This is a genomic window from Paenibacillus macerans, from assembly GCF_900454495.1.
Classification (GTDB): domain Bacteria; phylum Bacillota; class Bacilli; order Paenibacillales; family Paenibacillaceae; genus Fontibacillus; species Fontibacillus macerans.
Genome location: NZ_UGSI01000001.1, coordinates 2,176,822 through 2,191,013, shown reverse-complemented (window position 1 = coordinate 2,191,013; position 14,192 = coordinate 2,176,822). Strand labels below are relative to the sequence as shown.

Below are 14,192 nucleotides of genomic sequence, written 5' to 3'. Positions count from 1 at the left end.
GGAGGGAAGTAGCAGAGCCGAATGAGGAGAGAGTGCCGAAGTATGATTGAAATCGATTGTATGGGAGATCCGGATCAAGGCTTGAGCTGTATGTTGTACAGCTCTTTTTTTTTATGGACAAATACGGCAGAAATGCAGCACCGTGTCCCTTGATCGCAGCCAGCTTAACGGCCTCAATGGAGTCAAGGCTGTAGAGAATGTAATCACCGCTTATATCGTTAATTTTTATTCAAATTTGACGCAACCATCAGTTCATAAAACTGCTTTGGAGTAACACCATATTCATTCTTAAAAGCTCTAAAAAAATTTGAATAATCGCCAAAGCCTGACTGTTTGTAAACACTATTTATTGGATAGTCTTTAAGAATTAACTCTTTTGCTTTAATTAATTTCTTCTGCACCATATACCTGTGAATAGTGGTGCCTGTATGCTTTTTAAATTCCCTGGATAGATGAAATTTACTGAGATAAAACTGTTTGGAAAGTTCATCAATGGAGATGTCTTCTTCTAAATGATCATTAATATACTCAATTATCCCATCGATGAGAATGCTCTTCTTTACAGAAATATCCAGGTTTGATGTGTCGTTCAAAACAAGATTGCTTAAGTTTACGACAAGCTCCGCAATATAGGCCTTATATAGCAAATCTTTGCCTAACCCTTGGTGGTTTTCAAGACTTAACAGCTTATTGAGCTGTGTCTTCGCATTTTGCTGAAATTCAATGTCCGCTCTTATTACATTTCTTTTTTTAACGCTTTCAAAGCATAAAGTAAGATCCGTTTCTTGGGATGATAATTCTTGGAGAAAGGATTTGTTTATCCAAAGTACAATCCGTTCATAGGGGACTTTCATACTATTAATAACTGCTTGGTGGAGCTCCTTTGTATTAATCAATATAATGTCACCCGGTTTTATATCGTAGGATTTGCCTTCGATCAAATAAGTAATGTCTCCGGAAATAAATAAATAAATCTCATAAAAATCATGATGATGTAAATACAACAAAGGAATATCGGAGTTTAAAAAGTGAAAAACCTCATAATCGCTGGAAATCATATATTTGCGAGTAAAAAACTTATGCAAATTTCTTTTCATTCGTGGTCCCCTTTTCAGCACAATGACTTGTATAAATTGTAACTAAGATTACTGAAGAGTTCTACTGAAAAACGTTGTAACTGGCGAATAGAATAATAATTACATGCGAAGATGAGCTGTATGATATTTTACTACAGCAATTTTTACAAGTTTTGAAGCAATTAAAACATATTTTTTTATCGTCATTTATCTATAATTAAAAACATGTTTGTGAAATTAATTGCAATTGTGGAACAGGAATTAAGCCAAAAGCCTGCTATGGCGCAGATGGTGCTTGAAAAATTCAAACCATAAAGTAAGCGCTAACAAGTAAGCGCTTTAACAAAGGCATTTCCAGATATTTGGATGAAATGCAGCCTATTTCATCAGAATATATAAAACATATTTTTCGGGAGGGCTATGTATGGAAAGCAATCCAAAACAAAAATTGCCTTTGAAGGAAAAGCTTGCTTATGGATTTGGGGATTTGGGAAATGGGTTTATGTTTGATTTAGGGCAATCATATCTGCTGAAGTTCTTTACGGATGTGCTTAATATTCCGGCGGTGGTTGGAGGAACTGTCTTCTTAATATCAAAAATATTTGACGCTTTTGCAGATGTAACTGTCGGAACGATTGTAGACTCCAGAAAGAAAATAGGGAAAAGAGGAAAATTCAGGCCGTTTATTTTATACGGCACACTGCCTCTGGCAATCACTACGGTACTATGCTTTTTAGTTCCGAATCTATCGATGGCCGGAAGAATAGCCTTTGCTTATATTACCTACATGCTGTTTGGATTAGCCTATTCTTTTGTAAATATACCCTATGGTTCATTAGCAGCAGCGATGACTCAAGATTCAGTAGAAAGAACCAAGCTGGCTTCCTTCAGACAGGCCGGTTCCAATTTGGCCGTACTGATCACAGGGGTAGCCGTAATACCTCTAATACTGAATTTTTCCGATTCCAAAGTAGGTTATCCGGTAGTCATGGGATTAATGGCCTTGATTGGTACGGTTTTTCATTTAATTTGCTATAAATATACGGTAGAACATGTAAGAGTTGACGCTCCGGAGAAGAAAAAAGAACCTATAAGCAAAATGTTTAAAGTGCTTTTCTCAAATAAACCGCTAATGATCTTGAATCTGATGAGCTTATTAACCATATCTTTTTACAATCTGAAGGTAGGTATGATGGTATATTATGCTCAATATGTCCTCGGTAATGCAAACTTAACAGCAACTTTAAATTTCGTAAGTATCGGCTGTTCATTGATAGGCGTTGCTGTAATGCCGCTTGTCGTTAAAAAAATCGGAAAGAAAGCTACTTTTTTAGCAGGATTGGGCATATGGGTGGCCGGCGATCTAATAAATTACATGCTTCCCGGAAATAAAGCTGTATTTATAACATTTTCTTCTATAGCCTGGTTTGGAACGGCTTTCATGAACGGTATGACCTGGGCATTTATATCCGATGCCGTCGAATACGGCGAGTGGAAAACAGGAGAAAGAACCGAAGGAATTATTTATTCTACTTTTAGCTTCTGCAGAAAGCTTGCACAAGCTTTAGCCGGATTTATTCCAGGAGTGGTTTTGAGTCTGATTGGATACATTCCTAATGTTCAGCAATCAGCCGAAACATTAGCTGGAATAAAATCATTAATGCTTCTGTACCCGGCTATTGGAGCAGGAATTGCTATTTTGACTTTTGTATTCTTGTATAATTTAACAGATGATAAATATAAGCATATTTTAGCGGAATTAAGCGCAAGAAAAGAAGCTAAAGCGATCCAATAGTTTGATTGACTTTTAGGAGGGAAAACCAATGAAAATAAGCAATAAAATGATAAGTATAAAAAATTACGATAACTATTTAAATATTGATACCGATGCCGCTAAATATAGAATTGTCTTACTAAATGATGAAATTGTAAGAATTCGTTGTACTTTTGATGAAGAATTTGCGGAGGAAGCATCCTATTCCCTGATTATGACTGCGTGGGAAGACAAAATGGATGGCTTGCTAAGCGAGGAAAGAAAGAGAGTACGGGCAGTTGGAAGCAAATACGAGGATTTAGGCACTTATATTCGGCTATCTACCAAAAAGTTAAAAGTAAATATATACAAAGAGCCTTTTGCTATAGAGATTACAGATAAGGAAGGCAATGTGTTGCATTCCGACTTGAAAGAAAAATCCTATGTAAAAGATGCTCACGGAAGACTCTATCATTATTCCTGTATGGATGACGAAGATTGTTTCTATGGGTTTGGAGAAAAAACAGGCTACCTAAACAAGAAGAAAAAAAGATTAAGAATGCACAATGTTGATACTGTAGGATATGATTCAGAGCATACAGATCCGCTCTATAAGCATATACCTTTCTATATCAAATTTAACAAAAAAAATAGCATAGCCAGCGGAATATTTTATCATAATTCCTTTGATTCCGTTTTTGATATGGGATGTGAGAGAAGCGGTTATTGGAATAAGTATAGTTACTTTTGCGCCGACGGCGGAGAGCTGGACGTATTCTTTATCTATGGCCCGAAAATAAAGGATGTTATAAGAAACTACACGGATTTAACGGGAAAAACTGCACTGCCTCCAAAGTATTCCTTGGGATATATGGGTTCAACCATGTATTATACGGAATTGGATAGAAACTCGGATCAAGCTATTCTGCAGTTTCTTGATAAATGCAAGGCAGAAGGAATTCCTTGTGACGGTTTCTTTATGTCATCAGGATATACGACAGGAGAAAATAATAAAAGATACGTTTTTAACTGGAATTTTGATCGGTTCGCAAATCCTGCACAATTTGTAGGTCAAGTAAAGGAAAAAGGGGCTTGTCTAGCGCCCAACGTAAAACCCGGTATGCTGACTTCTCACCCTTTATACAAGGAATTTGCCGCAGCGGGGGCCTACATAAAGGATGAAAAAGAAGAAAAGTCACAAATTGACAGATATTGGGGAGGCCCGGCTTCCTTTGTGGACTTTACCAATCCTAAAGGAAGAGAATTATGGAAAAAGCACCTAAAACAAGCTTTAGTTTCACTTGGGATTACATCGATATGGAATGATAACAATGAATATGAAATAAACAATTCCGAAGCTGTTTGTCATTTTGAAGGTATGAAGCAAAAAGTGAGTGCTTTACGGCCAATCATGCCTAATCTAATGGCTTTTACGGCAAAAGAAACCATAGCGGAAGCAGATCCAAATACAAGACCATATATCATCAACAGAGCCGGATTTGCGGGAATTCAGCGTTATGCCCAAACCTGGGCCGGAGATAACAGTACAAGCTGGAAGAGCTTAAAATTCAATATTCCCGTAATACTTGGAATGGGACTGTCAGGAGTTGCCAATCAAGGCTGCGACATAGGAGGCTTTTATGGTCCGGCACCTGAGCCGGAGCTATTTGTAAGATGGGTTCAGAACGGAATTTTTCAGCCAAGATTCTCCATACACTCCTGCAACAATGATAATACCGTTACAGAACCGTGGATGTATCCATCCTATACAAAATATATTAGGGAAGCTATAAAGCTTAGATATACATTAGTACCCTATTTGTACTCCCTGCTATTTGAAGCATCAACTGAAGGTGATCCGGTCATGAGACCTTTAGTTTATGAATTTGAAAATGATAAAAAAGTGTCTGAAGAAAGCTTTGATTTTATGTTCGGAAGTTTTATATTAGTAGCCAACGTCCTTGAAAGGGGGGCAAAAACAAGAAAGGTGTACCTTCCGGAAGGAGCCGCTTGGTTTGATTGGAATACCAAACAGGTCTATGAAGGAGGGCAAACTATTGAAGTAGAAGTTGCATTAAATTCAATTCCTATGTTCATTAGAAGTGGAGCCATTATCCCGATCAGTGAAGGCTTAATGAATATTCATCACGATTCGATTGATAAACTTAAATTTTTAATAGAACCATCGGAGGAATCCAGCTTTGTATTATATGAAGATGATGGTATTACTAATAATTATAAAAATGGCGAATACTTAAAAACCTTAGTATCCGTGAAAAAAACGGATGGAGTTAAAATTACTTTTGAAAAAGAAGGTAACTATAACAAACAACCTAAAGAAATTAATATCGATTTAATATGCAGAGATGTAGCCCCGGTCCAAATATGCTTAAAAGATATTAAGCTGCCCATGTTACTGGATAAAAAACAATGGGAATTAAGCGAAGAAGGCTGGTATTTTGACACCGAGCAAAGAATAGCTAAAATAAAATATCCGAATCTCGGTGAAAATTATGATCTTCATGTTAATTTCAGTGTAAAGGACTTAATTTCCATTTAATTGGCGAACTGGACTGGGACGATCGCCGGCCGAGGCTCCCCGCCCGGATTCGTCAGCATCCGTTTTCTTCGCTCTTTAAATGTGCCGATTTCTTTACATGTTTGAATTAATATGACAAATCCAGATTTAGATGACAAGCCGCTACGATAAATTTCATTTCAGCTAAAAACCACCGGATTCCAAGTTTCACTGGATTCCGGTGGTTTTTCTGTTTGTAGTTTCTAAGGCAATGACGAGCCTTTTTGTTTGGCTGAGGACTTAGTTTATTGCTTATGTACATAGGACTGACAAAATCTTAGAGTGGTCAATAAATTTCCTTTATGAATAAAAGAAGGAAATTTAAGGATTTTATAGAATTTACATATAAAGGAATTGAAAATCAGCAAGGCTAAGCAAAAGAAAGGGGTAATTTTTTTGATCAAGCGGTCTTTTTATTATCTGTGGGGGTCTCAGACGATCTCCAATGTTGCAGATATTATCTACATGTTGAGTATAACGGTATTGGTGTTCAGCTCTAGCAATTCTTTAATGCAGACCACTTTGATTCCGCTGTTCCGTTTGTCAGCCCAAGTGGTTAGCGGGCTGGTCGCACCTATAGTTCTCAGCCGATTCAGGCTCACGCGGATTTTGCTGTTCTCCCAACTAGGGCAGTTTATCATTTTTACACTGCTGTTTCTTTACTTGTGGACCAACCCCGGGCAAGGGTCGTTTCTTTTCATTTTTGTGATGGTGTTTGGCATGTCCTTTCTGGACGGCTGGACCAACCCGGCGCGAAATGCGCTTGTCCCCCGCTTGGCCAGCGGTGAGGGACTCATGCGCGCGAACAGCTTGGTAGCCGTCAGCGATCAGGTAGTTAAATGTGCAGGATGGGCGCTCAGCGGGATTGCTGTAGCCTGGCTCGGTTCACTGAATACGCTTTTGATCGCATCCTGTTGTTATTTGTTGGCTGCAGCGGTCACTACATTCATTCGTGATCCGCTGGATGATCGGGAATCCGGCTCCGAATCTCCAATACCCGCGACTCAGCCGCCGGCAGCAGCCGAATCAAAGGGCTCGCATTGGAAAGAACTTGGGGCAGGATGGCGGATTATTTGGCATAACCGCCGCATTCGTTCTCTGATGATCGTGGACAGTATAGACACCATTGGGGGAACCTCCTGGCTTGGTGTATTTATTCTGGCGTATGTAACTCAGGTGCTGCATAAGGATGCAAGCTGGTGGGGGTTTATGAATGCTTCCTTTTTCTCCGGGATGATTCTGGGCGGGCTGGTTGTTGTTGGTTTGGTCAAACGGTTGCAAAAAAACAGTTATTTGTACATGCTGGGAGCATTGTTCGTGTATGTGCTGATTACGGTAGTGTTTGCTCTCAATACGATTCCGGCCGCTGCGCTTGTTCTTTTTGCCGTCTCCGGATTACCGGTGCAAATGGCCGGGATTATTCGCCGTACCTTGCTGCAAACAAGTGCTCCGGCGGCTCAGCTCCCCAAAGTAATGGCAGGGATTGACGTGCTTACGAACCTTGGCTTTGGTTTATCTTTATTGTTCCTGGGTTGGTATGCGGACCGTTTTGGAATGGTACAAGTGTATTTGCTGGCTGCGGCTATGACGACAATTGCTGTCTTGATCGGGTTGTTCTATCGGAGGGATTTTCAAGAAAGTGCGCAAGTGGATCATCCAACCGTCAAGGGTTCAGGGATTTGAAGCAGTGCCATTCGTAATACGGGTCATACGTCATCAAGAGTATGGCCCCAGTTCGGATTTTTTCGAAAGCCTCCTTAAGGTGTGGATGAACAAATACATTTTAAAGGCATTTAGTTCAAGAAGGGCGTTCCCGAAGTGTTGGGGAGCGCCTTTTTTAATGAAATGAAATCGGGATTTTTTTTGGCTAAAATAACGTAATAAGGAAAAAATGTGCAAATCACATATCGGCTACTCGGCTATTATGTTGACGGGGGGCTTGCGGATGGTGGAAAAAGGGAAGATTTCTGCGGGGCGGGATTTATGGCTGTCGCCTGTGCACCTGGCCGGTATCGCCTTCGTGCTGGCCATGCTGCAGCTCGGCCGCATGTTTCCGGGAGAGACAAGCATCGCTTACAGCAAGCGGGTGTTAGAAAAGCTGCCGGGTAAAGCGGCGGGGCTTATCATCGTGTTTTACACCGCTTACCTGACCAGCGTTATTCTACGGATTTACAGCGATTTTATTTCCTCCGTATTTTTGGAGAATTCCCCCTCCCTAGTCACCGCCGGCGGAATAATGTTTCTTGTGGCGTATGCGGTCAGGGGGGGCGGTGCTGGGGCGGCTGGCCCAGCTGTTTCTGCCGGTTACGATCGTAGTGTTCGCGCTGCTGAGTATTCTCACCATCCCTGAATGGAACGTATCAAACGCTCTGCCGATCATGGGGAACGGACCGGTTCCTTCGCTTAAGGGAGCCATCGTTCCGTTCACCTGGTTCTCCGGCTATCTTTTGTTGGGATTGTATTTCCCGTTATTGTCGAATCAGCGGAAAGCGGCGTTTTTCGTTTTGACGGCCTGGTTTGGGGAAATGATTACACTTGCGGCGTCCGGACTTGTGTCCGTTTTTCTTTTTGGCGAGTATGCCGGTACATTAAACTATCCGTTTATCGAAGTCGTTCGTTATATTGGACTCGGTGAGTTCTTTCAGCACATTGACGCCTTGCTGCTGGCTGTATGGCTGCCGGGGACGTTTATCGAATTGGCCGCGTATTTCTATGCGGCGGTGACGGGAATGGCCGAATGGATTGGACTCAAGGATTATCGGGCGCTTGCCTTTCCGCTTGGATTTTTGGCTTTGGTCGTGAGCTTCTGGGGCCTTTCCGGCGCTGCTGATTTTGCTCATTATTTGGCGACGAGTCATGTTTGGTTCGATTTTTCGCTGGTAGTGTTCGGCTTTATTCTCTTCCTGACGGCATGGATCCGCGGCAAACTGGGGGCTCTAAAACCAAATAGAGTGCAGGAGAAAGATGGGATGTGATATCAAAAAACCGCCGGAGGATTTCTCCGGCGGTTTTTCTCATGCCAGGACGGGGTTATTTCATCCCTGAGATCGAATAGTTTTCGATGATGTGTTTCTGGAAAATGATAAAGATGATGATAATCGGTACGACCATAAATGCCGAACCCGCCATCTGCAGCGCGAAATTTCCCGCGTACTGGCCTTTTAGCAGCTGCAAGCCGACCGACAGCGTATACAGCTTCTCGTCGTTGGCGATGATGATCGGCCAGAGGAAGCTGTTCCAGCCGGCGATAAAGGCCAAGATTCCCTGCACAGCCAGGATGGATTTGGAGATCGGCAAGGCGATTTGCAGGAAGATACGGAACTCTCCGGCGCCGTCCAAACGGGTCGCTTCCAGCAGTTCGTCGGGAATCGTCGACATAAACTGGCGGAACAGGAAGATGGCAAAGGCGCCAACCATGCTCGGAAGCGCGATCCCCACCAGCGTATTGGTCAGACTCATCATGTTCAGGATCAGATAGACCGGAATCATCGTGACCTGACCGGGAATCATCATGGTGGCCAGCACGAGGTAGAACAAGCCGTCCCGGCCTTTAAACTGGTATTTGGCAAAAGCAAAGCCGGCTAGCGCGTTCAGGAACAATCCGAGAAAGGAAAAGACGACGATGATCAACGTATTGCGCAAATAAATGCCGAACTGCATATTTTCAAACAGCTCGCGGAAGTTGTTCAGGGTAAACTGCTGCGGCCACAACGTTGGCGGAATTTGCGCCACTTCGCTTTCCGTCTTGAACGAGGACAAGATCATCCAAACGAACGGCAGCAGCATCAGCAGGCCAAGCACGCCCAGCAGGATACCAAACAGCCATTGCAGCGTTTTATCGCCAGAGGTTTTGGTTTTCATGCGTATACACCTCCCGGGATGGCATCAGACATCCGCTTCCTTATTTTGGAATTTGTATTGCACGAGCGTAATCAGGATTATCGCAAAAAACAAAATAAAGGATCCTGCCGCGGCATATCCGAATTTACTGAATTGAAAACCGTTATTGTAAATAAACAGGGCCACGGACAGCGTACCGTCGAGCGGACCGCCGTTGGTCATGACGAACGGCTCTTCGAAGAATTGCAGCCAGCCGATCATCGTCGTCATCGACACGAAGAAGATGGCAAAGCGCAGCAGGGGGATGGTGATCGACCAGGTTTGCCGCCACGCGCTGGCTCCGTCGATTTGCGCCGCTTCGTAATACGTCTTCGAGATGCCTTTGAGCGCGGCGATGAAGATGAGCATGTTGAGGCCGATTGCCCGCCAAACGGCCAGGATGATCAGCGAAATTTTCGCCATGACCGGATCCTGCAGCCAAGGGACAGGCCCCAGGCCAAGCGAAGTCAAAATATAGTTGAGCAGCCCCAGCGACGGGTTGTACAGATAGCTCCAGACGACGGCGACCGCCACGACGTTGGTGACCGACGGCATATAGAAAATAACCCGGAACGCTTTGAAAATGCGGGCTCTTCCGGCGTTGATCAACAGAGCGATCATGAGGGAAATGACGATCACGAGCGGAACGCCGATGATAACGTAGAACAAGGTGTTGAAAATCGATTTTTGAAAAGAAGGATCTTGCAGAACTTCCTTGTAATTGTCGAAGCCGATGAAGCTGATGTTCGAATAGTCGGCCAGTCCGGCCATATCCATGTCGGTAAAGCTGATGACGAGCGCGATGGTGATCGGCAGCAGCGAAAATAATGCCAGCAGAATCAAAGTCGGCGCAACGAATACATAAGGGGCGTTTTTTTGCGATAAGCCTTTCATTGAGAATCACTTCCTTTATTTATGCGCTTCTTAAACCTAGGCCAAACCGCGGTTTGCCGGGCAGCCTAGGCTGCCCGGCGGGTTTCGGCGGTATCGCGGCTGCTGTTATTTGTTCAGGATTTTCTCCGCTTCGGCGTTGAAAACGTCCATTTCGCTTTGGACGTCGGCACCTCCGCGGACGATGCGTTCAAAGCTCTTCAAATACGTTTGGGCAATTTGTTCCCAGCTTGTCAATAGCGGCATCGGTTCGGAATGCTCAAGCTGTTGCTTAAGGGCCTGGTAGCTCGGATCGTCTTTCAACGACGGGTCTTCCCACGCTTTTACGTTAGTCGGAAGCGATTTGGTCAACTGCATCCACTTGACCTGCGTTTCCGGTTTGCTCATATATTGAATGAACTTCAATGCCTCATCCGGATGTTTGGTATATTGGAATATCGACAAGTCGGAGCCGCCCAACGCCGAGATGTTGTTCTTTTTGGCCGGCAGCGGGGCGACCGCCCATTTTCCTTCGAGTTCCGGGGCTTGCGTTTGGATCAAGTTGATATTCCAAGGACCGCTGATGAACATCGGAACGATGCCATCGCCTCTAAGTCCCTGCACCGCGTCCAGCCCCGCGTCGACAGGAGCCGAACCGTCCTTGAAGAATCCGTCCAGATATTCAACGGCCTCCACGAACTCGGGCTGGTTGAACAGCGGTTTGTTTTGGTCGTCCAGCAGCTTGGAGCCGTTTTGGCGGGCGAACATAAACGCCAGCGATTGCTCTTTCATGTCGATGCTGATGCCGTATTTGCCTTGGCCGCGTTCAGCCAGCTTTTTGGCGGCGGCGCGCAGCTCTTCCCAGGTTCTCGGGGCTTGATCGTACCCCGCTTCTTTAAGCAGGTCGGTGCGGTAGAACAGCACGCGGGTTTCGGTATACCACGGAATCCCTACGATTTTCCCGTCGTACTTTGTCGTGTTCACGGCACCCGTAAAAAATTGATCCTCTTTGAACTCGGGATATTGATCCACCAGGGAAGTCAAATCAAGCAAGGCTCCGGCGCCCGCAAACTCCGGAATCCAGGTCGTTCCCATCTGGATGACGTCCGGCCCTTTCTTCGAAGCGACGGCCGTCAGCAGCTTGTCGTGCGCATTGGACCATGGCAGGGCCTGAACGTTGACCTTAATGTCCGGGTTTTCCTTCATGAAATCGCCGGCAATTTGCGGCAGCGCTTTGGCTTCATCGCCCATCGCCCACACGCTGATTTCTACCTGCTTGGTGCCGCCGGAAGCCGTGTTGTTGTTTGACCCGCAACCGGTAAGAATGCCGGCGAGAACCAGCGAGCTTGCCAAAATAGTCGTTGCTGTTTTTTTCCACATAAGGATCGTCCTTTCTTCAATAATTGCTGTAAGTAATATGAGGATTCCAGAAGTGAATTTATACAAAAAAGCTTGTAAACTAGCTGACGGGATAAGCACCTCCTTGCCTTCGAGTGAAAGTCGTCCCCTTGTCGTAAACTAATGGTGTGCCAATGCAAGCGGCACGGTTCTCTTGGAACGTTTCGATTTCAATGAAGATAGATTGTTTTATCCGTAAACGAGAAGCTAGTGAAACGTTTCGATTCATTATAAAACAGAATGTAATCGTATTCAATAGATTTTTTTCGGCAATATAAATTTTCTTAAAATGTTAAATTGATTATATTAGAACGTTTCGACAGTTTATGAAATCGCATTCAATTGAAATTGACGTATTCGAGGATTCGATATATAATCCACTTATTCCGTAAATTGAAACGTTTCGATTATCTTGTGATATCGTTAAGTATGAATAAGGGTGGGGATGAAATGAAGCGGCAACCTATCGAGACTTATGTGGAGCAAATGACGCTTGCGGAAAAAATCGGCCAGCTGCTGCAATTGGCGGTGCCGTTTTTCGAAGGGGCCAAGACGGAAGGAGAAATCACCGGCCCGATGGAGGGGCTGGGCGTTTCCGAGGAAACCGTGCGGAATACGGGATCGGTGCTCGGATTGTCGGGGGCGCAGGAAGCCATCAACGTTCAACAGGCTCATTTGCGTAAAAACCGTTTGGGCATTCCGCTGCTGATCATGGCCGATATCATCCACGGTTACAAAACGATTTTTCCCGTTCCGCTGGCCATCGGTTGTTCCTGGGACTTGAAGCTGGCGGAACGAAGCGCCGAAATCGCCGCCCGGGAAGCGGCGGTTTCGGGCGTTCACGTCACGTTCGCCCCGATGGCCGATCTGGTGCGCGATCCGCGCTGGGGGCGGGTTATGGAAGCGACGGGGGAGGACCCGTTTTTAAATGGAGAATTTGCGCGGGCGTTTGTGCGGGGCTTTCAAGGCAAGGACCTGCAAAACGACACGAGCCGCGTCGCCGCTTGCGTCAAGCACTTCGCCGCCTACGGCGCGGCGGAAGGAGGCAGGGACTACAATACGGTCGACCTGTCGGAACGGCAGCTGCGCGAATACTATTTGCCGGCTTACAAAGCCGCGCTGGATGAGGGCTGCGAAATGGTCATGGCCTCGTTCAATACGGTGGACGGCATCCCTTCGACCGGCAACAAACGGCTGTTGCGCCGGCTGCTGCGCGAGGAATGGGGGTTCGGCGGGGTGATCATTTCGGATTGGGGCGCCGTCAAGGAACTGATTCCGCACGGCGCCGCCGCCGACGAGAAGGAAGCCGCCTTGCGCTCCATCGAAGCGGGCATCGACATCGAAATGATGACGACCTGCTATATGAAGCATTTGGCGGAGCTGGCGGAAAACGGCGTCATCGAGGAAAAGCTGATCGACGAAGCCGTGCTGCGGATTTTGCAGCTCAAGCAAAAGCTGGGATTGTTCGACAATCCGTATCGCGGAGCCGATCCGGCGCGGGAAGCGGAAATCGTGTTTTGCGGCGAGCATCGGGCCGTTTCGCGCGAGCTGGCGGCGAAATCCTGCGTTTTGCTAAAAAACGAAGGGGTGCTCCCGCTGCGGCGCGATCAATCCATCGCGCTGATCGGTCCGTTCGCCCAAAGCGGAGACATTCTTGGGCCGTGGTCGTGGCATGGGTCGACCGAGGCCGCGGTCCGTTTGCACGACGGCATCGCCGCCAAGATCGGCACGGGCCGTATCGCCGTCGCCGAAGGCTGCGGCATCGAGGAGGCCAGCCCCCGGCAGCTCGCAGCGGCGCTTCGGGCGGCGGAAGGCGCCGACGTCATCGTGCTGGCGCTGGGCGAAAGCTCCGAGATGAGCGGCGAAGCGGGCTGCCGGGGAGATATCCGGCTGCCGCAGGCGCAGCTGGCGCTGATCGAACGTCTCGCCGAGCTCGGCAAGCCGATGGCGGCCGTGCTGTTCAACGGCCGGCCGCTTGACCTGCACGGCGTAGCGGACCGCGCCGATGCCGTGCTCGAGGCCTGGTTCCCCGGCAGCGAAGGCGGCCACGCGATCGCCGACCTGCTGTTCGGCGACGTGCAGCCTGCAGGCCGGCTGACGATGTCTTTTCCCTATGCGGCGGGACAGATCCCGGTTTACTATAACAGTTTCAATACCGGCCGCCCCAAGGATGCGCCGGACGCGCAGGTGCGTTACGTGTCGCAGTATCTGGACATGCCCAACGAACCGTTGTATCCGTTCGGATACGGTCTGAGCTATACCGCGTTCGCTTACGGCGAACCCGAGCTGTCGTCGCCCGAAATGACCCCGGACCGGCCGCTGACGATCAAGGTGAAGGTGACCAATACCGGAGCCGTGGCTGCCGAAGAAACGGTGCAGCTGTACGTTCGCGATTTGGCGGGGGATGTGGTGCGTCCGGTCAAAGAGCTGAAGGATTTCCGCAAAATCCTGCTGCAGCCGGGGGAGGCCCGGGAAGTGGCGTTTGCGCTGACAGAGCCGCAGCTGCGTTACCATCATGCCGATTTGACTTTTGCAAGCGACGCGGGGGATTTTCTCGTTTACGTCGGACCCAACAGCAGAGACGCGGCGGGCCTGCGCTTCAGTCTGCGCTTATAGCTTGCTTATAGCCTATAGAAAT

General features: G+C 46.7%; 8 protein-coding genes and 1 pseudogene. 5 read left to right on the top strand and 4 right to left on the bottom strand.

Translation table 11 applies throughout. From position 1 onward, the window contains the following. Nucleotides 1–218: 218 nt before the first annotated feature. Entirely contained in the window at nucleotides 219–1,097 is an 879-nt protein-coding gene (locus tag DYE26_RS09905; protein ID WP_036623906.1) for an AraC family transcriptional regulator, read from the bottom strand. A gap of 403 nt (nucleotides 1,098–1,500) precedes the next feature. Between DYE26_RS09905 and DYE26_RS09900 the strand changes: the two genes are divergently transcribed. The 4 genes and pseudogenes from DYE26_RS09900 (at nucleotide 1,501) to DYE26_RS09880 (ending at nucleotide 8,382) form a co-directional block, all read left to right on the top strand. Continuing rightward, nucleotides 1,501–2,871, top strand: a complete 1,371-nt coding sequence (locus tag DYE26_RS09900) for an MFS transporter (RefSeq protein WP_036623905.1) — start codon at nucleotides 1,501–1,503, stop codon at nucleotides 2,869–2,871. 28 nt (nucleotides 2,872–2,899) lie between these two features. Next, nucleotides 2,900–5,389 (top strand): glycoside hydrolase family 31 protein, encoded by a 2,490-nt coding sequence (locus DYE26_RS09895; protein ID WP_036623904.1) that lies wholly within the window; start codon nucleotides 2,900–2,902, stop codon nucleotides 5,387–5,389. Nucleotides 5,390–5,803: 414 nt separating this feature from the next. Continuing rightward, on the top strand, nucleotides 5,804–7,090 hold the full coding sequence (locus DYE26_RS09890; protein WP_036628354.1) for an MFS transporter: 1,287 nt from the start codon (nucleotides 5,804–5,806) through the stop codon (nucleotides 7,088–7,090). Nucleotides 7,091–7,298: 208 nt separating this feature from the next. Next, nucleotides 7,299–8,382, top strand: a pseudogene (locus tag DYE26_RS09880) (GerAB/ArcD/ProY family transporter). A gap of 55 nt (nucleotides 8,383–8,437) precedes the next feature. On the opposite strand, the gene DYE26_RS09875 reads toward DYE26_RS09880, so the two are convergent. From DYE26_RS09875 to DYE26_RS09865, 3 genes are all read right to left on the bottom strand, one after another. Further along, on the bottom strand, nucleotides 8,438–9,268 hold the full coding sequence (locus tag DYE26_RS09875; RefSeq protein WP_036623903.1) for a carbohydrate ABC transporter permease: 831 nt from the start codon (nucleotides 9,266–9,268) through the stop codon (nucleotides 8,438–8,440). 24 nt (nucleotides 9,269–9,292) lie between these two features. Then, nucleotides 9,293–10,180 carry a carbohydrate ABC transporter permease gene (locus DYE26_RS09870; protein ID WP_036623902.1) on the bottom strand — a complete coding sequence of 296 codons (888 nt, stop codon included), beginning with the start codon at nucleotides 10,178–10,180 and terminating at the stop codon, nucleotides 9,293–9,295. A 105-nt stretch (nucleotides 10,181–10,285) separates the two neighbouring features. After that, entirely contained in the window at nucleotides 10,286–11,536 is a 1,251-nt protein-coding gene (locus DYE26_RS09865; protein ID WP_036623901.1) for a sugar ABC transporter substrate-binding protein, read from the bottom strand. A gap of 468 nt (nucleotides 11,537–12,004) precedes the next feature. Between DYE26_RS09865 and bglX the strand changes: the two genes are divergently transcribed. Then, a complete protein-coding gene (gene bglX / locus DYE26_RS09860) occupies nucleotides 12,005–14,170 on the top strand; it encodes a beta-glucosidase BglX (protein ID WP_036623900.1) in 2,166 nt (721 codons plus the stop codon). Nucleotides 14,171–14,192 lie beyond the last annotated feature (22 nt).

What these genes read in the sequence shown, in the direction of transcription:
- DYE26_RS09905 (WP_036623906.1), bottom strand. Translation starts at nt 1,097, where the DNA reads ATGAAAAGAAATTTGCATAAGTTTTTTACTCGCAAATATATGATTTCC.
- bglX (WP_036623900.1), top strand. Translation starts at nt 12,005, where the DNA reads ATGAAGCGGCAACCTATCGAGACTTATGTGGAGCAAATGACGCTTGCG.
- DYE26_RS09895 (WP_036623904.1), top strand. Translation starts at nt 2,900, where the DNA reads ATGAAAATAAGCAATAAAATGATAAGTATAAAAAATTACGATAACTAT.
- DYE26_RS09865 (WP_036623901.1), bottom strand. Translation starts at nt 11,536, where the DNA reads ATGTGGAAAAAAACAGCAACGACTATTTTGGCAAGCTCGCTGGTTCTC.
- DYE26_RS09900 (WP_036623905.1), top strand. Translation starts at nt 1,501, where the DNA reads ATGGAAAGCAATCCAAAACAAAAATTGCCTTTGAAGGAAAAGCTTGCT.
- DYE26_RS09875 (WP_036623903.1), bottom strand. Translation starts at nt 9,268, where the DNA reads ATGAAAACCAAAACCTCTGGCGATAAAACGCTGCAATGGCTGTTTGGT.
- DYE26_RS09870 (WP_036623902.1), bottom strand. Translation starts at nt 10,180, where the DNA reads ATGAAAGGCTTATCGCAAAAAAACGCCCCTTATGTATTCGTTGCGCCG.